This is a genomic window from Nonomuraea sp. NPDC052265, from assembly GCF_044547985.1.
In the GTDB taxonomy this organism is placed as follows: Bacteria; Actinomycetota; Actinomycetes; order Streptosporangiales; family Streptosporangiaceae; genus Nonomuraea.
In genome coordinates this window covers 1-20,936 of sequence record NZ_JBIUBJ010000012.1, presented here as the reverse complement: position 1 = coordinate 20,936, position 20,936 = coordinate 1, and the positions used below count along the sequence as shown (strand labels likewise).

General features: G+C 73.2%; 19 protein-coding genes. 10 read left to right on the top strand and 9 right to left on the bottom strand.

All coding sequences use genetic code 11. From position 1 onward, the window contains the following. Window position 1: 1 nt before the first annotated feature. The 8 genes from ACIHAD_RS30400 to ACIHAD_RS30365 form a co-directional block, all read right to left on the bottom strand. Window positions 2–1,240, bottom strand: coding sequence for a glycosyltransferase family 4 protein (locus tag ACIHAD_RS30400; RefSeq protein WP_397358071.1), 1,239 nt, complete (start codon window positions 1,238–1,240; stop codon window positions 2–4). Continuing rightward, a complete protein-coding gene (locus ACIHAD_RS30395; protein WP_397358070.1) occupies window positions 1,237–2,490 on the bottom strand; it encodes a lipopolysaccharide biosynthesis protein in 1,254 nt (417 codons plus the stop codon). The genes ACIHAD_RS30400 and ACIHAD_RS30395 overlap by 4 nt, the downstream gene beginning before the upstream one ends. After that, window positions 2,478–3,233: an NTP transferase domain-containing protein gene (locus ACIHAD_RS30390; protein ID WP_397358069.1), complete on the bottom strand. Its 756-nt coding sequence runs from the start codon at window positions 3,231–3,233 to the stop codon at window positions 2,478–2,480. The genes ACIHAD_RS30395 and ACIHAD_RS30390 overlap by 13 nt, the downstream gene beginning before the upstream one ends. Window positions 3,234–3,241: 8 nt before the next feature. Beyond that, window positions 3,242–3,865 carry an HAD family hydrolase gene (locus ACIHAD_RS30385; RefSeq protein ID WP_397358068.1) on the bottom strand — a complete coding sequence of 208 codons (624 nt, stop codon included), beginning with the start codon at window positions 3,863–3,865 and terminating at the stop codon, window positions 3,242–3,244. Window positions 3,866–3,870: 5 nt separating this feature from the next. Beyond that, window positions 3,871–5,034 carry a 2-phospho-L-lactate transferase CofD family protein gene (locus ACIHAD_RS30380; RefSeq protein ID WP_397358067.1) on the bottom strand — a complete coding sequence of 388 codons (1,164 nt, stop codon included), beginning with the start codon at window positions 5,032–5,034 and terminating at the stop codon, window positions 3,871–3,873. Beyond that, the gene (locus ACIHAD_RS30375; protein ID WP_397358066.1) at window positions 5,031–5,819 is read right to left on the bottom strand and encodes a glycosyltransferase family 2 protein; all 789 of its coding nucleotides are present in this window, start codon (window positions 5,817–5,819) and stop codon (window positions 5,031–5,033) included. The genes ACIHAD_RS30380 and ACIHAD_RS30375 overlap by 4 nt, the downstream gene beginning before the upstream one ends. A 4-nt stretch (window positions 5,820–5,823) precedes the next feature. After that, window positions 5,824–6,507 (bottom strand): hypothetical protein, encoded by a 684-nt coding sequence (locus tag ACIHAD_RS30370; protein ID WP_397358065.1) that lies wholly within the window; start codon window positions 6,505–6,507, stop codon window positions 5,824–5,826. A 374-nt stretch (window positions 6,508–6,881) separates the two neighbouring features. Beyond that, window positions 6,882–7,472 carry a CoA transferase gene (locus ACIHAD_RS30365; protein ID WP_397358064.1) on the bottom strand — a complete coding sequence of 197 codons (591 nt, stop codon included), beginning with the start codon at window positions 7,470–7,472 and terminating at the stop codon, window positions 6,882–6,884. A gap of 210 nt (window positions 7,473–7,682) precedes the next feature. On the opposite strand from ACIHAD_RS30365, the gene ACIHAD_RS30360 reads away from it, so the two are divergent. The 8 genes from ACIHAD_RS30360 (at window position 7,683) to ACIHAD_RS30325 (ending at window position 17,174) form a co-directional block, all read left to right on the top strand. Then, the gene (locus ACIHAD_RS30360) at window positions 7,683–8,516 is read left to right on the top strand and encodes an SAM-dependent methyltransferase (protein WP_397358063.1); all 834 of its coding nucleotides are present in this window, start codon (window positions 7,683–7,685) and stop codon (window positions 8,514–8,516) included. Window positions 8,517–8,846: 330 nt separating this feature from the next. Beyond that, a complete protein-coding gene (locus tag ACIHAD_RS30355; protein ID WP_397358062.1) occupies window positions 8,847–9,263 on the top strand; it encodes a MarR family winged helix-turn-helix transcriptional regulator in 417 nt (138 codons plus the stop codon). Between the two features lie 276 nt (window positions 9,264–9,539). After that, window positions 9,540–13,217, top strand: a complete 3,678-nt coding sequence (locus ACIHAD_RS30350; RefSeq protein WP_397358061.1) for a nitrate reductase subunit alpha — start codon at window positions 9,540–9,542, stop codon at window positions 13,215–13,217. Continuing rightward, window positions 13,217–14,797 carry a nitrate reductase subunit beta gene (gene narH / locus ACIHAD_RS30345; protein WP_397358060.1) on the top strand — a complete coding sequence of 527 codons (1,581 nt, stop codon included), beginning with the start codon at window positions 13,217–13,219 and terminating at the stop codon, window positions 14,795–14,797. Before ACIHAD_RS30350 ends, narH begins: the two co-directional genes overlap by 1 nt. After that, on the top strand, window positions 14,794–15,417 hold the full coding sequence (narJ, locus tag ACIHAD_RS30340) for a nitrate reductase molybdenum cofactor assembly chaperone (protein ID WP_397358059.1): 624 nt from the start codon (window positions 14,794–14,796) through the stop codon (window positions 15,415–15,417). Before narH ends, narJ begins: the two co-directional genes overlap by 4 nt. Continuing rightward, window positions 15,417–16,106: a respiratory nitrate reductase subunit gamma gene (gene narI, locus ACIHAD_RS30335; RefSeq protein WP_397358058.1), complete on the top strand. Its 690-nt coding sequence runs from the start codon at window positions 15,417–15,419 to the stop codon at window positions 16,104–16,106. The genes narJ and narI overlap by 1 nt, the downstream gene beginning before the upstream one ends. Continuing rightward, window positions 16,103–16,711, top strand: coding sequence for an HPP family protein (locus tag ACIHAD_RS30330; RefSeq protein WP_397358057.1), 609 nt, complete (start codon window positions 16,103–16,105; stop codon window positions 16,709–16,711). Before narI ends, ACIHAD_RS30330 begins: the two co-directional genes overlap by 4 nt. Before the next feature lie 7 nt (window positions 16,712–16,718). Next, the gene (locus ACIHAD_RS30325; protein WP_397358056.1) at window positions 16,719–17,174 is read left to right on the top strand and encodes a MarR family winged helix-turn-helix transcriptional regulator; all 456 of its coding nucleotides are present in this window, start codon (window positions 16,719–16,721) and stop codon (window positions 17,172–17,174) included. 34 nt (window positions 17,175–17,208) lie between these two features. Here the strand turns inward: ACIHAD_RS30325 and ACIHAD_RS30320 are convergent, their stop codons facing one another. Next, window positions 17,209–18,273: a hypothetical protein gene (locus ACIHAD_RS30320; RefSeq protein ID WP_397358054.1), complete on the bottom strand. Its 1,065-nt coding sequence runs from the start codon at window positions 18,271–18,273 to the stop codon at window positions 17,209–17,211. Window positions 18,274–18,584: 311 nt separating this feature from the next. On the opposite strand from ACIHAD_RS30320, the gene ACIHAD_RS30315 reads away from it, so the two are divergent. Both ACIHAD_RS30315 and ACIHAD_RS30310 read left to right on the top strand, forming a co-directional pair. Beyond that, a complete protein-coding gene (locus ACIHAD_RS30315; protein ID WP_397358053.1) occupies window positions 18,585–19,712 on the top strand; it encodes a methyltransferase in 1,128 nt (375 codons plus the stop codon). A gap of 228 nt (window positions 19,713–19,940) precedes the next feature. Then, complete coding sequence (locus ACIHAD_RS30310; RefSeq protein ID WP_397358052.1) at window positions 19,941–20,714, top strand: methyltransferase domain-containing protein; 774 nt, start codon at window positions 19,941–19,943, stop codon at window positions 20,712–20,714. Window positions 20,715–20,936 lie beyond the last annotated feature (222 nt).

Here is a 20,936-nt window from a genome sequence, read left to right as displayed (position 1 = left end):
CTCAGGAGGCGGGCGGCTTGAGAGCCGCCCGGTAGACCTCGGCCGTCGCCGCCGCCGCCCGTTCCCAGCTCAGACCCTCCCGGACGAACCGCTCGCCGCGCTCGCCCAGCGACCGCCGCAGCGCCTCGTTCGACATGACCTCGATCACCCCGCGCGCGATGTCGGCCGGGTCCCCGGCCCGGACGAACCGCGCCGCGGGCCGTCCGGGCTCGTCCCCGAGGAAGATCCGCGAGAAGCCGTCGCCGAGCACCGTCGCCCGTCCCAGCGCCATCGCCTCGGTCGCCACCAGCCCGAACGGCTCGAACAGCGAGGGGAACACGCACGCGTCGGCCAGCTCGTAGTACTCCAGCAGCTCGCGGCCCGTGACGAAGCGGCCCGAGGTCAGCACCCGTCCCCGCAACCCGGTCGCGGCCACGATGCGCCGGACGCCGGCCTCGTCGCCCTCCCCGACGATCAGCAGCCGCAGCCCCGGCACGGCGGCGGAGGCCACGCGCATCGCCTCCAGGAGCTGGTAGACGCCCTTCTGACGTTCGATCCTGCCCACGAAGAGCAGCACCCGGTCGCGCTCGGACAACCCCAGCCGTTCCCGCAGCGCCGCCGCGCCCTCGCGCAGCGCGGCCCGGTCGAAGGCCGGATCGGCGACGACCCGCTCGTACGTCCCGCCGAGCGGCACCACGTCGATCGGCGTGTGCCGCCACCCCGCGGCGAGAAGCTGCGCGCGCACCTCCGGCGTGGCCACCACCACCCGCCGCGAGATCCGGGCCAGCCGGCGTTCCAGCGCCGCGAACACGTTCAGCGGGTCGCGGATGGTGCGCTGGGCCGCCACGCCGTACTCGGTGGTGTGCACGTGGAAGACCACCGGCAGCCGCAGCAGGTAGTGGCAGAGCAGGCCGGCCAGGAAGTTCGTCGAGTCGTGCACGGCGACCAGGTCCGGCCGCGTGCCGCGGCGCAGCCGCCGTACGTACCGCCAGTTGCTGGCCACGACCTGCGCCGCCAGCAGCAGGAACTCGGCGCGGCGGGTGCGGTTGAGCCGCCGCCCGCGGGCGCCGGGCAGCCGGACGCGCGGCCGGTGCACGGTGACGCCGTCCACCCGCTCGTCCACGGGCAGGCCGCCGACGTTGAGGGTGTGGACGGTCACCTCGTGGTCGCGGGCGAGGTATGGGCTGATCAGCTCGACGTACCGGCCGAGCCCCGCCGTGACGTTGGGCGGGAACTGGTTGACGACGCAGGCGATTCTCATGAGGGGTCCTTGAGGTAGACACGCGCGGCCGCCACGGCCACGACGGCCAGCAGGAGAAGGTTGGCCAGCGCGAACCCGGTCAGGCCCCCGGCCAGCCCGTGCCACCGGATGCACCAGGCGGGCACGGCCAGTGCGACCGGCGCGCCCGCGAGCAGGCAGCCGACCAGCACGCGGGCGCCGCGCACCCCGTCCATGGATAGCGCCACCGAGTACAGGTTGAACGCCGTGTGCGTCCCGATGCCCAGCGCCGACAGCGCCATCAGCCCCGTCGAGTACGGGTACTCGCCGCCCATCAGCAGGAAGAACACCGTGCTCGCGGCGAAGGAGAAGACCGCCGTCACCCCCGCCACGGCCGGGACCAGCCGGGCGATCCGCCGCATCAGCAGCGGTTTGTCGGCGGTCGCCATCCTGGGCAGCAGCACCAGCAGCACCCCGTCGGTGAACACCACGCCGAGCAGCCGCTTGGGGAAGCCGTTGTAGACCGAGTACACGCCGACGTCGGCCGGGGGCGCCCAATGGTTGAGGAAGATCACGTCCACGCCGAACAGCACGCCGGTCAGCGCGGCGATGGCCGTCACGTACGCGCCGTGCCGGTAGAGCGAGCGGGCCAGCCGTCCAGAGAACGCCCGCGGGCGCACCCCCGCCCCCGCCGTCGCCGCCACCGCGAACGCCACGTTCGTCACGATCAGCGCGACCAGGTACGGCTCGGCGTCCCTGATCCCCAGCACCAGCAGGCAGAAGCAGGCCGCGCCCAGGTAGGCGACCGCGACCGCCAGCCGGAGCCGGGCCACCCGCGCGAACCTGCCCAGCCCCCGCAGGAACCCGTCCGCGAGCTGGTTGACCGTCATCGACACCGCCAGCGCCAGCCCGTAGGCCAGCGTCGGGACGTCCACGTTCAGCGCGGACGTCAGCAGCGGCGCCGCCGCCAGGCCCAGCGCGGCCAGCCCGGCGCTCATCGCCAGCGTCGCCGCCAGCGCCGTCGTGACCAGCGCGGGACGCTCGCCCGGCGCGGCCCTCGGCAGCTCCTGGAGCATGACGTAGTGCAGGCTCGTCAGCATGACCACGGTGACGATCAACGCGATCGACAGCACCACCGTGAAGTGACCGAACGCGCTCGCCCCCGCCCCGCGCGCGACGACCAGCGTGGTGGCCGCCGCGAGGCCGCTGGCCGCCGTGCTCACCAGCGTCGGCCCCGCCGCCCACCGATGGCCCTGGACGAGGCTCGCCGCGCGGCCCCTCAGCCCGGGCACCGCGCGTACGCCCGCCGGGCGAACTCCAGGTCGTCGGCCGTGTTGACGCCGCGCGCCTCGGCCGGGTCGTCCACCGGCACGACCGTCACCGGCCAGCCCTCGGCCCGCGACAGATGCGTCAGGAACGGCAGGAAGTTCACCTCGCCGGTGGCCGCGCCGCGCGCCCCACCCGCCGTGCCCGCCGCGTACCGCTCCCACGCCTCCCGCAGGCCCGCGGTGGCCAGGCAGAACACGCCGATGTCGCTGAGCCCGCCCGGACGGCACTCCTCGCCCTCGCGCGACTGCCGCACCCGTACGAGCTCGCCGCCGGCCAGCTCGTACTCCACGTACGGGTCCTCCATCGGCACCAGCGGCAGGGTCAGCCCCTCGCCCGGATGGGCGGCGACGACCCTGCGCACGGTCCGCGCCGACAGGTTCGCCTGGTCGCCCCAGACCACGAGGATGGTCTCGTACCCGGCCCAGTGCCCGGCCGCGCCGAAGATCGCCTCGCCCATCCCGGTCGGCCGTTCCTGCACGCTCACCGACACCCCGGGCGTCCCGGCCACCAGCTCGCCGAACGGGCCCGCGCCCGCCGGGGACACGACGACGTGCACGTGCCGGGCCGGTGGGCGCAGCCGCCGGTGCAGCACGTCCCACACGGTGACGCCGTCGGCCAGGCCGATCATGATCTTCGGTAGGTCGTGGCCGAGCCGCGTCCCACGCCCGGCGGCCGGGATCACCGCGCACACCCGCCGTTCACTCACCTCGCCGATCACCTCTCCAGCAGGGACACGATGTGGTCCAGGTCCGGTGCCGCGACCGCGCCGGGCGCGGGCTCGGCGGTGTGCACGTGCAGCGTCGTCAGGCCCGCGCCGACGGCCGAGGCCACGCCGTGCGCGGAGTCCTCCAGCGCGACGGCCGCGGCGGGACGCACGCCCCAGCGGCGGCAGGCAGCGCCGTAGAACCCCGGGTCGGGCTTGCTCACCGGCACGTCGTCGGCGGTCAGCACGTCGCGCACCGGCAGCGGGCACGCGGCCAGCACCCGTTCCACCGAGGCCCGGCTGCCGCTCGTGACCAGGTAGGCCGCCCGGCCCGCCGCGTCCAGCGCGGCCAGCAGGCGGCGCGCGCCGGGGAACGGCCGCACCAGGCCCGCCTCGACGTAGGCACGGTAGAGCCGCTGCTTGTGCCGCGCCAGCCGATCGGCCGCCTCCGGGTCGCCGGTCAGCCGGGCGGCCACCGCGGCGGTGCTCGCGCCCGCGTGGTCGGCGTAGCGGAAGGTCTCCAGCGCGGCGGGCGCGTGCTCGGCCAGGGCGTGGCGGAAGGCGGCCTCGTGCGCAGGGGACGAGTCCACCAGCGTGCCGTCGAGGTCGCACAGCCAGACCGTCCAGGGCGGCATCCGGCTCACCCGGCCCGCGCCAGCGGCGTCTCGCCGAGCACCGCGAGCAGCGCCTCGGCCGTACGCGGGCCGCGGTGGGCGCCTGGCCTGGCCGGGTCCTCCAGGTCGGCGCTGATCCAGCGGGCCCCCGCCCACGAGCCCCGGTCCAGCACGCAGGCCGGGACGGCGGGCCCGGCCGCGCCCCGGCCGCTGAGCACGTGCGTGATCGTGGCCCGCTCGTTGCCCGGGTCGCCCAGGTAGGCCAGCGTGCGGTCCACCAGGTCGGTGGCCGTCAGCCCCTGGACGTCGTGGTCGCCGCCGACGTTCACCACGAACACCCTGGCCGCGGCCCGGCTTTCGGACACCGCCTCGGCCAGGCCCGGGGTCAGGTAGCTGGGCAGCAGCGAGGAGTGGGGGGTGCCGGGGCCGTACACGACGAGGTCGGCCTCGGCCAGGGCCCGCAGCGCCTCGGGGTTCGGCGTGACGTCGGCGGACCGGCGCGCCAGCAGCTCGCGCACCCGCCCGGCCGGACGGCCCGCCAGCGCGGCCCGGTCGGCGGCGGTCAGCGGCTCGCGCAGCAGGAACAGCCCGGTGATGGTCCCGGCGTCCTGCGGCGCGACGATGTCGGCCTCGTCGGCCAGCACCCGGCCGTCCTGCTTGAGCGCGACGAGGTAGGCGTTCTCGCCGCCGGTCACGTTCAGCAGCCGCACCGGCGAGCCGAACGTGCGCGCGCACGCCCGTACCGCCGCGTTGAAGTCCTCGCCCAGCCGCAGGTACGCCCCGGCGAACACGAGGTTGCCCAGCGCGCAGTCGGCCAGGTCGAGCCCGCCGGGGCGGGCGGCCAGGCGTTCGGCGACCACCCGTAGTTCCCGCGCCGCTCCCGCCAGGCCCGTCGCGGCGACGGCGTCGGTCAGCTCGTCCAGGGCGGCCGGGGTGGTGCCGGACGGGAGCCGGCGTTCCAGCAGCGTGTGGCGCGGGTCGCCGGGGTCGAGGTGCAGCAGGAGGTTCTTGCGGAAGTCCGACGGGCCCAGCATGCCCGGCAGCCAGCGGCGCAGCGCGCCCGTGGACAGCCCGTTGTCGTAGCCGTTGACCAGCAGGGACAGGCTCGTCCCCGGGGTCCGCAGCAGCGCGCGGGCGATGCTGGCCCCGCCGCGCCCGCCGCCGAACAGGGCCACCGACACCCGGCTCATCGCACCTCCTCCAGCGAGGAGCGGCCCAGCGGGAACGGCGCGAGCGGCGCCCGCAGCACGCCCCGGCGCAGCAGCCACCGGCGCAGCCCGAGGTAGCCGACGAACAGCGCCCGGTCGCGCGCCCCCCGCCAGAACCGCCAGCCCCGGCTGCCGCCGCCCCGCTCGCGGTGCTCGATCGGCAGCTCCTCCCACACGTGCCCCAGCTCGGCCACGCGGGCGGTGATCTCGGTCGAGCAGTTCATCCCCGCCGACTCCAGCGGCAGCGCCCTGAACAGCGGGCCGCGCACCACCTTGAAGATCGAGTTGAAGTCGCGGTAGCGGGTGCGGTGCAGCAGGTTGCTGACCGCGCCGCTGGCCGCCGACCCCCACCGGTACGGCAGGCTGTCGGCCTTCCTGACCCGCGCGCCCGAGAAGGCGGGCCCGCCGCCGGCGTGGATGCGTTCCAGGAACGCGTCGAGGTTGGCGATCGGGAACTGGCCGTCGGAGTCGAGCAGCACCACCCAGTCCAGCCGGGTGCGCGCGACGGCCGCGGCGATGGCGGCCCCCGCGCCCCGGTTGCGCTCGAAGGTGACGACGACGAGCTGCGGGCAGTCCTCCCGCAGCTCCCGCAGGATCTGCCCGGTCGCGTCGGAGCTGCCGTCGTCGCACACGACGATCTCCCACGTGCCCACTCCCGGGTGGTGCTCCAGGTAGTCCCGCCATTCCGTCACCGCGGCGGCGATGTTCTCGGCCTCGTTGTACGCGGGTGCCGCCACGGATACGTCGACGGCCGGCCTGTTCGGCAAGGGGTCACCTCCTCCCGGTGGCGTCCGTGTCGGCGCCGGCCCCGGTCAGGCGCCCGATCCAGCGGTCCAGCGGAAGCAGGTTGATCCCGGCGATGACCGGGACGTGCGCCAGCGTGAACACGATCGCCCCCCAGAACGGGATCGGCCCGCCGGTGAACAGGTTGATGTGCGGGGCGTCGATCCGGTCGGGGATCGCGACCGGGTTGACCACCTGCCACATCACGTCGAGGAAGCCCGAGAACACGATCAGCACCCCGCTCGCCATGATCTTCAGGCACCGGCCCGGCGAGCCGCCCCCGATCCGGTACGCGGCGGCGACCGTCAGCACGATCCCCGGGTAGAGCAGCAGGTACAGGTGCGTGTAGAAGTTGTCGCCCTGGGCCCGCGCGCCGTCGCCGTAGTAGAACCAGCTGATCCTCGGGATGAGATAGCCGGTCAGGAACACGAACGGCACGTACAGCAGCCAGTGCAGGCGCGGCGACACCCAGGGGAAGAACGCGATCGCGCAGCACAGGCAGGCGAAGGCGAGCAGCTTGGCGGCGAGCTGCCAGGCCGCGTCGATCTCGCGGGCGTGCGGGGTGGCCAGCCAGACGAAGGCGAAGCCGGCCGCGCCGACGGCCAGGGCGATCCACCAGATGTGGGCGGCCCAGGGGCGCGGGGCGTCGAGCAGGGGGTCGGGATGGTTCACTACCGGTCCTCGTTGGGCGTCATCGAAGGGTCACGGGAGCGCTCCCAACGCAGTATGTCACCTGTCCCCGCGACGCCCAGCGCAATAGCAGATAACGGACCCACCGGAACTTGCGGACGGGCTGACTAACGGTAGTGCCCGCCTGAAAGTCCAGCTCAACGCCCATGAGCCGGAGGATGGAACGATTCACGGCACGAGTGACCGCAGAGGGCCTGCCTGCGATGTCAAGGGCCGGCGTCGGGATCGGACGAAAGGTCTTCCGTCCGGCGCTTTTTAAGTGAAACTTGGACCGCATTCGGATAAGTGCAGCTCAGAGAGCTTTCCTGGGGGTTGGGAGCGCTCCCGCGACTTCTCATCTTTCGGGCCCGTAATGCCTATTTCGGGCAAGCTGAAACGGTCGGTGAGCTTCCTGGCACGGCCCGGTGGCGGTCGGCCGCGAGCAGGCCCACGGCCAGGTAGAGGCCGCACGCGACGTCCCAGGCCGGGAGCACGTGGTTGACCGGGCCGTCGTGGCCGGCGGAACCGGTCACGTACGGCAGGCCGAGCCCGGTGTTGACCGTGTAGTCCACGGCGGGACGGCCGTCGCGGTGGCCGAGCAGCCGCGCGTACACCAGGTCGGGGCGGCGCGCGGCCAGCTCCTCGTACGACAGCCCGGCCCGCGGCGGCGCGTCGGTGAGCACCGTGCCCGCGGCGACGGCCAGGTCGGCGACCAGCTCGCGCCCCCGCTCCGAACGCAGGTCCACGGTGACCGAGCGCTTGCCCTTGTTCAGCCCCGCCCAGTAGAGGCTGCGGCCGGAGGGGGCGATCGGCCAGCGCCGCGCGTCGGGCCCGCCGCCGACCGGATCGACGCGGACGACCTCCGCCCCGAGCTGGGCCGGCGTCATCCCGCCGAGCGGCGCGGCGACGAAGCTGGACAGCTCCACGATCCGCATCCCGGCCAGCGGTGCGGCATGATCGTCCGGCACGGCCACCTCCACGTCGATCCGCCGATCCTACGCGCGGACGCCGGTCCAAATGATCTCGCCGGAAGTTCTGGTAACAAACATTTCCCGAAATAACCGGTCTGCCCCATTGTCATTAACTGGAATTGTTGGAACATATGGTCTGAGTCACGAGTGAAGTCCAAAGATCGCCTACCGCAAGAAGGTGGCGGCGAGGGGAAAGGGGCAACGCTCATGCGCCAGCGTGCTGTCCGCAACTTGGCCAGGCTGGGCACGGCGCACGCCAGGATCACGCGGATACTGGACGCCGCCGCCGGCGGGAAGAACAACTTCCTCGCCGATCGAGACCTGGTCCGTCATTTCGATCAAGTAACTCCCGTCGCCACCACCGCGGCCCGTGCTGTTCTTGAATACCTGTCGCGGGTGATCCGTCACTTGGCCGCTGTCGAAGGCGTGGACCAGTTCATGATCGTGGGAAGCGGGGTGCCGAACGGCCCGTCGGGCGGCAGCCGCCTGCACGAGGTGGCCCGCCTGACCTCCGCCGGCCCGGACGTCCGCGTCGTGTACGTCGAGAGCGACCCGATGGCCCTGACGCTGGCCCAGGCCACCATCGAGCCCTTCTGCGACCTGGTGCGCGTGGTCGACGGTGACGTGCGGGAGATGGACGAGATGCTCGGGGACCCGGTGGTGCGGACGTTCCTCGACTGGGACAGGCCGATGGCGGTGCTGCTGCTGTCGGCCCACAGCCTTGACGACGAATGCGCCCGTACCGTGATCAAGCGCTTGCGTCACGCCGCCCCCGAGGGCAGCTTCCTCGGACTGCTGCACATCACCTTCGACGGCGTGCCCGCGGAGCTGGCCCCGGCCGTGCGGGGCATGCTCACCATGACGTTGCCCGGCCTGACCGTGCGCACCCGGGAGGAGGTCGCGGACCTGCTGGACGGTCTCGACCTGGTGGCGCCCGGCCTGGTATGGGTGCCCGAGTGGCGTCCGGCCGGGGATGAACCGGCCTGCGCGGACGCCCCCAGCTCCTCCGGCAACTACGGAGCCGTGGCCCGCATCCCCTGACCTCCCACGGGTGGCCCCCGCGACGCAGAACGGCTGCCGCGGGGGCCGAGTCATGTCGGCCTGGGCTCGGGGGCCTCCCGTCATTCATCACCATGTGAAAACCTCGGGTGAGAACCCCTGTAATGGGTAGTGAACACCATCGCTCAGCCGGGCGGCGGTGTCGTCCCTGCTCGTACCGGTTGGGGGTGCGTCACGAGCCGGCCGCTGCTAGGACTTTCCTTTCCGATCGTCGGCGGAGTGATGAATAGGTGGCCCGTTATGTGGAAAAATGTCGGACCAGCGGCTTCGGTATTCCATGGCCGCTCCGCGACACCGCTTGAAGGTGCGGTCATGGACGACTCGGCATGGCACATCGAGGAGGCGTCCCTGGTGCTGGTGGAGGCGACGCTCGACGCCATGGCGGCGCTGGGGGACCTGTCGGTGCCCCGCCTGCGGGTGCTGCTGGCGGTCGACCGGCACGGCCCGATGAACCTCCGCTCCCTCGCCGGCCGCCTGGACATGTCGTTGTCGGCGGCCGGCCGGGTCGTCGACCGCCTGGACACCGCCGGCCTGCTGAGCAGGGCTCCGGCCGCCCACAGCCGCCGGGAGATCCGCATCAGCACCACCCCGGCCGGCCGGGAGGTGCTGGAGCGGCTGCGCGCCGCGCGGCGGCAGCGCATCGGCCAGGCGCTGGAGAAACTGCCCCCGGACGACCGCAGGACGCTCGTCCACGTGTTGCGGCGGCTGACCGAGGCGGCCGACTCCTGATCACCCGATCCGCCGACATATCCCCTTTTTAAAGAAATTTCGGTCGATAGACCTAATGGTGTTTTCGGTGGCGGCGAAAAGTTCTCAGGGAACTAACACATTCCATATGGACACTGTCGCATGCTAGAAACAGTCGTCTGACTGCGCGCATCACTTTCAGTCGATTCGCCGGTGTCCGGGGGCTCGGGAAAGGGCCGCATTCCGGCTGGGCCGGCGCGATACCCACAGCGTCATCTCCACGTAAGGGGGTCATGTGTCGTGCCTGGCGGAATACGCATGCATCTGACACGAGCCGAACGCGCCGCCGACACGGCGGCCGCACGGTTGCTGGCGGCGGGCACCCAGCTCCTGCGCGCCGACACCACGCCCGACCGGCGGGCGGTGTACCGCGGCGAGGACAAGGTCAACGACTCCCCGTACCGGCGTCGATGGGCGCACGACAAGGTGGTGCGCTCCACCCACGGGGTGAACTGCACCGGCTCGTGCTCCTGGAAGGTCTACGTCAAGGACGGCCTGATCACCTGGGAGACCCAGCAGGCCGACTATCCCAGCGTCGGCCCCGACCGCCCCGAGTACGAACCGCGCGGCTGCCCCCGCGGCGCCGCCTTCTCCTGGTACACCTACTCGCCCACCCGGGTGCGCTACCCGCACGCCCGCGGCGTCCTGGTCGAGTTGTACCGGGAGGCCAGGGCGCGCCTGGGCGACCCGGTCGCGGCCTGGGCCGAGATCACCACCGATCCCCGCAAACGACACCGCTACCAGTCGGCGCGCGGCCAGGGCGGCCTGGTCCGGATCGAGTGGGACGAGGCGCTGGAGATCGCGGCGGCGGCCCACGTCCACACGATCATGACGTACGGGCCCGACCGGGTCGCCGGGTTCTCGCCGATCCCGGCCATGTCGATGGCCTCGCACGCGGTGGGCGCCCGGTTCATGTCGCTGATCGGCGCGCCGATGTTGTCCTTCTACGACTGGTACGCCGACCTGCCCGTCGCCTCGCCGCAGGTGTTCGGCGACCAGACCGACGTGCCGGAGTCGGGCGACTGGTGGGACGCGGCCTACCTCATGCTGTGGGGGTCCAACGTCCCGGTCACCCGCACCCCCGACGCCCACTGGGTCACCGAGGCCCGCTACCGGGGCCAGAAGGTGATCGTGGTCTCGCCCGACTACTCCGACGCCACCAAGTTCGCCGACGAGTGGCTGCACCCGCATCCCGGCACCGACGGCGCGCTCGCCGTCGCGATGGGGCACGTCATCCTGCGCGAGTTCTTCGCCGAACGGCAGGCCCCGCACTTCACCGGGTACGTCAGGCGCTTCACCGACCTGCCCTTCCTGGTGGACCTGGAGGAGCACGACGACGGCGGGCTGCGTCCCGGCAAGTTCCTGACCTCGGCCGACCTGGGCGGCCAGGAGGAGATGGCCCGCTGGCGGCCGATGATCCTCGACTCCGCCTCCGGCCGCCCGGTCGCGCCCAACGGCACGCTGGGCGACCGCTGGAGCGCCGAGCAGGGACGCTGGAACCTCGACCTGGGCGACCTCGACCCGCTGCTCACCCTGCACGCGCCCGGCTGCGACAGCGCCGAGGTGGTCCTGCCGCGCTTCGACGAGCCCGGCGTCGTCCGCAGGGGCGTGCCGGTCCGGCGCGTCGGCGACCGGCTCGTCACCACCGTCTTCGACCTGCTCATGGCCCAGTACGGCGTCGCCCGCCCCGGCCTGCCGGGCGTCTGGCCCACCGGCTACGACGACCCCGACGCCCCCGGCACCCCGGCCTGGCAGGAGCGCATCACCTCCACCCCGGCCGCGCAGGCGATCAGGATCGCCAGGGAGTTCGCCGCCACCGCCGAGCGCACCAACGGCCGGGCCATGATCGTGATGGGCGCGGGGACCAACCACTGGTTCCACTCCGACACCATCTACCGCTCCTTCCTGACGCTGCTGCTGCTCACCGGCTGCCAGGGCGTCAACGGCGGCGGCTGGGCCCACTACGTGGGCCAGGAGAAGGTCCGGCCGCTGGCGGGCTGGCAGCAGTTGTCCACCGCGGCCGACTGGGTGCGCCCCTCCCGCCAGATGGCCGGCACGCCGTACTGGTACATCCACACCGGCCAGTGGCGCTACGAACGTTTCTCGGCGGGAACGCTGTCCAGCCCGGCCGGGCCCCGCCGGTTCGCCGGGCGGCACACCGCCGACCTGGTGGCGCAGTCGGCCCGGCTGGGCTGGATGCCCAGCTACCCCACCTTCGCGGCCAACCCGCTCCACCTGGGCCACCTCATCCGCGACAGCGGCGAGGACCCGGCCCGCTGGATCGCCGGCGAGGTGGGGTCCGGACGGCTGGCGTTCGCCTGCGAGGACCCCGACGCGCCGGAGAACTGGCCGCGGGTGCTCACCGTCTGGCGGGCCAACCTGATCGGATCCTCGGCCAAGGGCAACGAGTACTTCCTGCGCCACCTGCTGGGCGCGTGCGACAACGCCACCGCTGAGGAGGCGCCGCCGCCCGACCGTCCGCGGGAGGTCACCTGGCGGGAGGCGCCGCGCGGCAAGCTCGACCTGCTGCTCGCCCTCGACTTCCGGATGACCTCCACGACGCTCTTCGCCGACCTGGTGCTGCCCGCCGCCACCTGGTACGAGAAGCACGACCTGTCCAGCACCGACCTGCACCCGTTCGTGCACGCCTTCACCCCGGCGATCAACCCGCCCTGGCAGGCCCGCACCGACTTCGACATCTTCCACTCCCTGGCCCGCAAGCTGAGCGAGCTGGCCGCCGGCCGCCTCGACGTCGCCCACGACCTGGTGAGCACCGCCCTCCAGCACGACACGCCCGGCGAGATCGCCCAGCCCGGCGGCGGCGTCCCCGACTGGCGCGAGAGCGGCGCGGCGCCCGAGCCCGGCCGCACCATGCCCGCCGTGACGCTGGTCGAGCGGGACTACACCGCGATCGCCGACAAGCTGGCCGCCTTCGGCCCGCTGGCCGAGCGGCAGGGCATGACCGTCAAGGGCGTCACCGTGCGGCCCGTCCCCGAGTCGGCCTGGCTCGCCGCGCGCTGCGGCACGGCCGCCGGCGGCCCCGCCGAGGGCCGTCCGCTGCTGGACAGCGACGTCAAGCTGTGCGAGGCGGTGCTGGCGCTGTCGGGCACCACCAACGGCAGGATCGCCGCCGAGGGCTTCGACCGGCTCGCCGAGCGCTGCGGCCCCGGCTCGGGGCTGTCGGAGCTGGGCGCGTCGGTCGCCGGGCACCGCACGGTGTTCTCCGACACCCAGGACCGGCCGGTGCCGGCCGGGGCCAGCTTCGAGTGGTCGGGCGCGGAGGGGCACGACCGCCGCTACGCGCCGTTCACCATCAACACCGAGCACCGCAAGCCCTGGCACACGCTCACCGGCCGCCAGCACTTCTACCTCGACCACGACTGGATGGCCGAGCTGGGCGAGCAGCTTCCGGTCTACCGGCCGCCGTTGGACCTCGACGCGCTGGGCGAGAGCCTGCCCGCCGCGCCCGACGGCGGCAAGGCGGTGAACGTCCGCTACCTCACGCCGCACTCCAAATGGTCGATCCACTCCGAATACCAGGAGAACCTGCTCATGCAGACGCTGGCCAGGGGCGGGCCCGTCATCTGGATCAGCGTCGAGGACGCCGCCGCCATCGGGGTGGCCGACAACGACTGGATCGAGGCCGTCAACGTCAACGGCGTCGTGGTGGCCCGCGCCGTGGTCTCCCACCGCATGCCGCCTGGCACGGTGTTCATGTACCACGTCCAGGAACGCCTGGTGAACGTGCCCAAGTCGCAGGCCACCGGCCGGCGCGGCGGCGTGCACAACGCGCTCACCAAGCTCCTGGTCAAGCCGACCCACCTGATCGGCGGGTACGGCCAGCTCTCCTTCGCCCCCAACTACTACGGCCCGACCGGCAACCAGCGCGACGCGGTGACCGTCGTCCGCCGCAGGGATCAGGAGGTGCGTTACTGATGCGACCGATGGCCCAGATCGCCATGGTGATGAACCTGGACAAGTGCATCGGCTGCCACACCTGCTCGGTGACCTGCAAGCAGACGTGGACCAACCGGCCGGGCACCGAGTACGTCTGGTTCAACAACGTCGAGACCCGCCCCGGCCAGGGCTACCCCCGGGGCTGGCAGGACCAGGAGCGGTGGCGCGGCGGCTGGCGGCTGCGCCACGGCCGCCTGGTGCCCCGCGCCGGCGGCCGGCTGCGCCGCCTGACCACGCTCTTCGCCAACCCCGACTTCCCCGGCCTCGACGACTACTACGAGCCGTGGACCTACGACTACGACAACCTCATCAGCGCGCCGCTCGGCGACGACGTGCCGACCGCGCCGCCCCGCTCGCTGATCGACGGGCGGCCCACCGCCGTCACCTGGGGCCCGAACTGGGACGACGACCTGGGCGGCGGCCCGGAGCAGCTCGCCGCCGACGTCGTCCTGCGCAAGGTGAGCGACACCGTGCGCCTGGACTACGAGCGGGCGTTCATGTTCCACCTGCCGCGCATCTGCGAGCACTGCCTCAACCCCTCCTGCGTGGCCGCCTGCCCGTCGGGGGCGATGTACAAGCGCATGGAGGACGGGATCGTCCTGGTCGACCAGGACCGGTGCCGGGGGTGGCGCATGTGCGTGTCCGGCTGCCCGTACAAGAAGGTGTACTTCAACCACCAGACCGGCAAGGCGGAGAAGTGCACCTTCTGCTACCCGCGCATCGAGGCGGGGGAGCCGACGGTCTGCTCCGAGACGTGCGTCGGCCGCCTGCGCTACCTCGGGGTCATGCTCTACGACGCCGACCGCGTCGGGGAGGCCGCCTCCGTACCGGAGGAGCGTGACCTGTACCGGGCGCAGCTCGACTGCTTCCTCGACCCCGCCGACCCCGAGGTGGTCGCCGCCGCCGAGGCGGCGGGCATCCCGCACGACTGGCTGGAGGCCGCCCGGTGCTCGCCCGTCCACCAGCTCATCACCGAGTTCAGGATCGCGCTGCCCCTGCACCCGGAGTACCGCACCATGCCCATGGTCTGGTACGTCCCGCCGCTGTCGCCCATCGTCGACGCGCTGGCCGAGACCGGGCACGACGGCGAGGACGCGGGCAACCTGTTCGGCGCCATCGGCTCGCTGCGCATCCCGGTCGGCTACCTGGCCGAGCTGTTCACCGCGGGCGACCCGGCCCCGGTGGAGGCCGCGCTGTGCCGCCTGGCCGCCATGCGCTCCCACATGCGGGCCCGCAACCTCGGCGACGAGCCGGACCCCGGCATCGCCGCCGGGACCGGCCTCTCGGCCGCCGACCTGGAACGCATGTACCGCCTGCTCGCCCTCGCCAAGTACGACGAGCGGTACGTCATCCCCACCGCCTACGTCACCTCCGACCACGCCGGGGACGCCGGATGCAGCCTGGACGCCCCCGGCGGCCCCGGCATGCTCGCCGAGAGCTTCCACAGCGCCCCGGTCACCAAGGACGAACGGCTGCGCGGCCGGGTCAACCTCCTCAACTGGGACGGCAAGGGCACGCCAGACGGCCTCTTCCCGTCCAGGGGCGAGGCGGGCGAGTGAACCGGCACGCGTCCCGCCTGATCCACCAGGCCGCCTCCCTCCTGCTGAGCTACCCGGGGGAGGACTGGACCGCCCGCCTCGACCTGGTACGCGCCGCGCTCGGCGGCGCGGATGGCACGGGGGGCGCCGCCGCGCAGCGCCTGCGCGGCTTCTGCGCCGAGGCGGCGGCCCTGCCCGCGCTCGACGCCGGCGCCGCGTACGTGGCCACCTTCGACCGCAGCGGCCGCCGCACGCTCCACATGACCTACTACGGCGACGGCGACACCCGCAGGCGCGGCGAGTCCCTCCTGGAGCTCAAGACGCTCTACCGCGACCACGGCTGGCAGCCCGGCACCGGCGAGCTGCCCGACTACCTGCCGGTGATGCTGGAGTTCGCCGCCCGCGTGCCCGGCCCCGGCGGCCGGCTGCTGCGCGACCACCGGCCCGGCCTCGACCTGCTGCACACCGGCCTGACCGCCCGCCGCAGCCGCTACGCCGCCGTCGTGGAGGCCGTGCTGCTGACGTTGCCCCGCGCCACGTCCGCCGACCGCCGGACCGTGGACGAGCGGACGGCGCTCGGCCCGCCCGCCGAGCGGGTCGGCCGTACCGTCCTGCCCGAGGTTCCTGGAGGAGTCCGCTGATGAGGCATCTCAACATCGCCCTGTGGGGCGTGCTGCCCTACGTCGTCCTGGTGCTGTTCGCGGCCGGGGCGGCCTGGCGCTACCGCTACGACCGGTTCGGGCTGACCACCCGTTCCAGCCAGCTCCACGAGAGCCGCCTGCTGCGGGTGGGCGGGCCGCTGTTCCACTTCGGGCTGCTGTTCGTGATCGTCGGTCACCTCGTCGGCCTGCTCGTCCCCGAGCGGTTCACCGAGGCCGTGCACGTGACCGAGCCCATGTACCAGCTCAACGCCCTGGTGGTCGGCGGGCTGGCCGGGCTGGCCACCGTGACCGGGCTCGGCGTGCTGGTGTGGCGGCGGCTGCGCGTGCGGGCCGTGCGGCGGGCCACCGGCCGTTCCGACCGCGTCCTGTACCCGGTGCTGGCCGCCGTGCTGCTCGCGGGGCTGATCGCCACCCTGCTCGGGCCGTCCGGCCACTACGACTACCGGCTCGGCGTGTCGGTGTGGTTCCGCAGCCTGCTCGAACTGGAGCCGGACGTGGACGCCATGGCCTCGGCGCCGTTCGTCTTCCAGGCGCACACGCTGCTCGGCCTGGCCCTGTTCGCGCTGTGGCCGTTCAGCCGGCTGGTCCACGCCTTCGCCGCTCCCGTCGCGTACCTGGCCCGGCCGTACATCGTCTACCGCTCCCGCGGTGGCGCCCTGCCCCGATGAGCGCCGAGGCCGCCGCGGACGGTGCGGAGGGAGGCGGAGTCCGGGAGCGGGGGGCGGTCAGGGCGCGGGTGGCGGGCGCGTGCGCGGTCGCCGGGAAGGCCGCGGTGTGCATCAGCGTGCCCGCCCTGGTCGCCTGGCTGGCCCACCAGCCGTTCGTCTTCCCCTCCCTGGGGCCGACGATCTACCTGGTGCTCACCGCGCCGGGGGCGCCCGCCGCCGCCCCCCGCCGTACCGTCGCCGGGCACGCCATCAGCGCCGCCGGGGGCTACCTGGCGCTCACCGTCACCGGGCTGACGCGTACCGCGCCGGACCTGGGGCACATCGACGGCCGCCGGGTGCTCGCCGTCGTCATCGCGCTGTCCTGCACGACGCTGGGCATGCTGGCCACCGACAGCTCCCACCCGCCCGGCGGCGCGACCACGCTCATCGTGGCGCTCGGCTTCCTGCGCACGCCGCTGAATCTGGCCGTCCTGCTCACCGCCGTCGGGCTCACGACCCTCGTCCTGCTCGCGCTGGGACGCCTGCGCCCCTGCCGCATGGTAACTTCGCAGAAGAAGTTACTTCTTGCAGGATTTATCTTCCACAAGAGGGAGAACAGGAAGTGAGGATCGTGTGCCGAACATCCCCGACCCGTCCGACGCCGGGCGGCGCTACCGCCGCTACCTGAGCGCGGTCATGCTGCACGGCCACGCCGGCGCCAAAGCCTGCGGCCTGGGCGCCACCGACCTGTACGCCCTGAACATCCTCGAACTGGCCGGCCCGATGACCCCTGGCGAGCTCGGCACCCGCACCGGCCTGACCACCGGCCCGACCACCCGGCTGATCGACCGGCTGGAGCAGGCCGGGTACGTCCGCCGCGTCCCCGCCCCCGACGACCGCCGCAAGGTGATCGTCGAGCCGGTCGGCAAGCCCGCCCAGCTCGACCAGGTCATGGCCCCCGTCCGGCAGAAGATCGGCGACATCCTCGCGGAGTACCCGGCCGAGCACCTCGACGTGCTCCTCGACTACTTCGACCGGGCCGCCCGCGCCTACCAGGAGGCCGCCGAGCAGCTGCGCTCCGGCTCCTGACCCGGCCCGCGCGCCGGCGCAAGCCCGCGGCGGGTCAGCGGAAGTCGGAGATGCGCAGCACCGCCAGCATGTCCGTCGCCCGCGAGCCGGTCGAGAAGGACGCCTCCACCCCGACCCAGCCGCGGAAGGCCCCCGTGTCGTCGATGATCTGCATCAGCGGCTTGACGTGGGAGTTGCCCGTGTAGCAGAACTCGCCCCGCTCCATCGCCAGGCACGTGCACCAGTGCCACAGCGTGTCGCGGCGGTCGGACTTGGAGATCGTCGTCAGGTAGTACTGGATGGAGCTGACGTTGGCCCGCGTCCCGCCGCCGTACTTGGGGCAGCCGCCCGACTTCTGGCACGCCCCCCGCGAGGACGGCTGCAGGTAGGTCAGGCACGAGGTGGTCGCCTTGCAGGAGCGGAAGGAGGAGTGGCCGAACGGCTGGTTGCCGGAGTTGACCAGCGTGCCGCTCGCCCAGCTCGTCAGGTCCTGCCGCAGCGAGCCGGGGAAGGCCCGCACCGAGCTCATCGCGCGCCGGGTGCCGATCGCGGCGTTGCTGCCGTAACCGTAGCCGTGCGTGGCCAGGCTGCTGCCCTTGAGGTCGAGGCGGGCCAGCTTGCCGTCGGGCGAGGTGCGGACGTACCACTGCTCGGTCCAGGTCTGGGCGATCTTCCACCGGATGGTGAGCACGTTGCCCGCCAGCGTGTACGTCCCCGTACGGGTCTCGCCGGGCCCGCCGGTGTAACCGCCCGCGGTGAGCACCTCGCAGCCTCGCGGGCGCGTCGCGACGCCGCCGGCCTTGGTGGTGCAGCTCGGGTCGGGCACGGTGCCGGTGCGCTGCCTGGCCTTGGGGAAGCGCTGCCACCACAGGTACAGGGCGGCGCTCACCGTGCCGTTCGCGGCGAAGCGGTAGGTGCCCAGGCGCACCCAGTTCTGCCGGGAGGCGGCCTGGAGATGGCCCTGGGAGACGACGAAGGTGGACTTGCCGCCCGGCAGCGGCGCGGCGGCGGCCGTGGCAGTGGCGGTCGCGGTGGTCGCGGTGGTGACGGCGGTCACCGGCTGGACGGGCAGGAGGGCGAGGGCGAGCACGAAAGAGAGGACTGCCGCTGCGGTACGCATGGAGATGCTCCGTAGGCTTGCGGGCGTTGGCCGATCGTCAACGGCCCACCGTATTCCGGCCTGACCGGATCTGTCCTTGAAACGCGGTCAAGAGCGATCTGACACCGCTCGACGTCCGCCCGTGAGGGCCACGCCCTAGGATGAGGGGGTTCCAGATCCCACGAGGAGGTTGATCATGTCGTTCCCACCGCCCGGCATGGTTCTCGGCGACGCCCCGGCGCGCACTTCCTCGCGGGAGGCCGCCACAGGCTGATCCACCGCGTCGAAGTGCTCTTCATGGCCATCACTGGTTCGATCATGAGGAGCCCTGAGTGCTCGAGATCCGCTGGACCGAAGACGGCGAGGCCCGGTCGGCCCGCTGGCGTTCCGAGAACGGCTCGCCGCCGCCCGCGCGCGTGGTGCTCGCCGACGACCGCCTGGCCGCCGCCACCGCGTACCGCCTGGCCTGCGAGGGCACGGCACTGCTGTGGCGCGGCGACTTCCACGCCGCCCGCCGCCTGCTACGCGCCATGACCCGCCGAGCCGACCACCACGCGACCACCAACACCTCACCGGCGACCGACTCCTCACTCGCACACGCCTTCTACCGGCAGCGCCAGGCCCGCTCGCGGCGGGCCGTCACGCTGGGCCGGCTGCTGGTGCCGCTGGACCCGGACCACACCGTCCCGCTGCGGCGCGCCCCCGACGTGCGGCGCGCCTGCGCGGAGGTCTACGGCCCCGGGACGGAGGCGTCGGTGACCTCGCTGCGCGAGCTGCTGGGCATCATCGGTGCGTACGAATGGCGCAGGAAAGGCGTCGAGGTGCCCGCCCTGAACGACCGCATCCACCCCCACTACGGCGTCTTCTCACCGGTGCGCGGCGAGTACGTCGACCTGGTGGCCAGGGCGCCGCTGGTCTCGCGCGCCGGGGCGTTCGACGTCGGCACCGGGACCGGCGTGCTCGCCGCGGTCCTCGCCCGCAGGGGCGTCGAGCGGCTCGTGGCCACCGACCGCGACCCGCGCGCCGTGGCGTGCGCCCGCGACAACCTGCGACGGCTGGACCTGGACGGTCGCGTCGACGTCCGGCACGCCGACCTCTTCCCGCCCGGACGCGCGCCGCTCGTCGTCTGCAACCCCCCGTGGCTGCCGGCCGAGCCCGCCTCGCCCCTCGACCACGCGGTCTACGACCCTGGAAGCCGCATGCTGCGCGGCTTCCTCGACGGCCTGGACGAGCACCTGGAACCCGAGGGCGAGGCGTGGCTGATCCTGTCGGACCTGGCCGAACGGCTGGCCCTGCGGACCCGCGCCGAACTCCTGTCCGCCTTCGCGACAGCGGGCCTCCGGGTCGTGGGCCGTCTCCAGACCCGCCCCCGCCACCCGCGCGCCTCCGACGAGTCCGACCCCCTGCACGCGGCCCGCGCGAGCGAGATCACCTCCCTCTGGCGCCTCCGCCGCACCTGATCCCACCCACTCCCGCCCCCCCCGAAGGCCGGAGCCCGGCCGCACGGAGCGGACCCGCCTGCGGCCGGGGCCGCCTGGTCGCACGGGACGAGCGAGTCCTGCCGGGGCCGGGGCTGCCCGGTCCGCACGGAATCATCGCGGTCCCCCGTGCGGCCCGGACCGTTCGGTTGCACGGGATCTTCACCTGGTGTGCCTGGGATCTGCGAACTTGTCTGGTTGGCTGGGCGCATGATCGACATCGACCCCGCCTCCCGTCCGGACCCGATCGCCTACCTCGACCACGTCGCCTCGACAGACGCCGGCAAGGGCTACAAGCGGCAGGTCCTGGACCTGCTGGACCTGCGGCCCGGCCAGACCGTGCTCGACCTGGGCTGCGGCCCGGGGACGGACCTCGCGGCCATGGCCGACGCCGTCGCCCCCGACGGACGGGTGATCGGCCTCGACCGCGACCCGGTGATGGTCGCCCAGGCCCGAGCCCGCCTGGCCGGACGGCCGCTGGTCGAGGTGCGTCCCGGCGACGTGCACGCGCTGCCGGTCGCGGACGGGAGCATCGACCGGGCCCGTACCGACCGGGTGTTGCAGCACGTGGACGATCCGGCGCGGGTACTGGCGGAGTTCCGCCGGGTGGCCCGTCCGGGGGCGCGGATCGTCATGGCCGAACCCGACTGGGAGGGCCTGCTGATCGACTCGCCGCGCCCGGACGTGGGCCGGACGCTGACCCGGTTCATCGCCACCGAGATGATCCGTCACGGCACGCTCGGCCGCAGCCTGGCCCGGCTGTGCGCGGAGGCGGGCCTCGCGGTGCGGTCGGTGGTGACGGTCGCGCCGGTCTTCCGCGACATCGCCACCGCCGACCAGGTCCTCGGCCTGCGTCGCAACCTGGTCAGGGCCGTCGGCGCCGGGTACCTGGAACCCGGCGCCGAGGAGTGGTTCGACGACCTCGCCTCGCGACCCTTCCTGGCCTCGGCCCTGCTGTTCCTGGTCACGGCCGAGGTGGAGTGAGTGACGTGCCGTCCCTGGCGGTGGCGGAGGCAGGGGGAGCGTCGTGCCTTTCCCCGATGGCGGGCGGGTGGGGGAGGGTCAGGTGATGCGGAGAGGGAGGGTGCGGGGGCCGCGTACCTGGCCCGTCGCCCAGGTGACGGCGTCGGGGTCGGCGAGGGTGAAGGTGGGGATGCGTTGGAGCCAGACGTCGAGGGCGGTGCGGAGTTCCATGCGGGCCAGGTG

Bases quoted from the DNA above. Each gene is read 5' to 3' on its own strand.
- ACIHAD_RS30310 (WP_397358052.1), top strand. From the start codon at position 19,941: ATGATCGACATCGACCCCGCCTCCCGTCCGGACCCGATCGCCTACCTC.
- ACIHAD_RS30385 (WP_397358068.1), bottom strand. From the start codon at position 3,865: ATGCCGCCCTGGACGGTCTGGCTGTGCGACCTCGACGGCACGCTGGTG.
- ACIHAD_RS30360 (WP_397358063.1), top strand. From the start codon at position 7,683: ATGCGCCAGCGTGCTGTCCGCAACTTGGCCAGGCTGGGCACGGCGCAC.
- narI (WP_397358058.1), top strand. From the start codon at position 15,417: ATGAGGCATCTCAACATCGCCCTGTGGGGCGTGCTGCCCTACGTCGTC.
- ACIHAD_RS30380 (WP_397358067.1), bottom strand. From the start codon at position 5,034: ATGAGCCGGGTGTCGGTGGCCCTGTTCGGCGGCGGGCGCGGCGGGGCC.
- narH (WP_397358060.1), top strand. From the start codon at position 13,217: ATGCGACCGATGGCCCAGATCGCCATGGTGATGAACCTGGACAAGTGC.
- ACIHAD_RS30330 (WP_397358057.1), top strand. From the start codon at position 16,103: ATGAGCGCCGAGGCCGCCGCGGACGGTGCGGAGGGAGGCGGAGTCCGG.
- ACIHAD_RS30350 (WP_397358061.1), top strand. From the start codon at position 9,540: ATGCATCTGACACGAGCCGAACGCGCCGCCGACACGGCGGCCGCACGG.
- ACIHAD_RS30355 (WP_397358062.1), top strand. From the start codon at position 8,847: ATGGACGACTCGGCATGGCACATCGAGGAGGCGTCCCTGGTGCTGGTG.
- ACIHAD_RS30320 (WP_397358054.1), bottom strand. From the start codon at position 18,273: ATGCGTACCGCAGCGGCAGTCCTCTCTTTCGTGCTCGCCCTCGCCCTC.
- ACIHAD_RS30400 (WP_397358071.1), bottom strand. From the start codon at position 1,240: ATGAGAATCGCCTGCGTCGTCAACCAGTTCCCGCCCAACGTCACGGCG.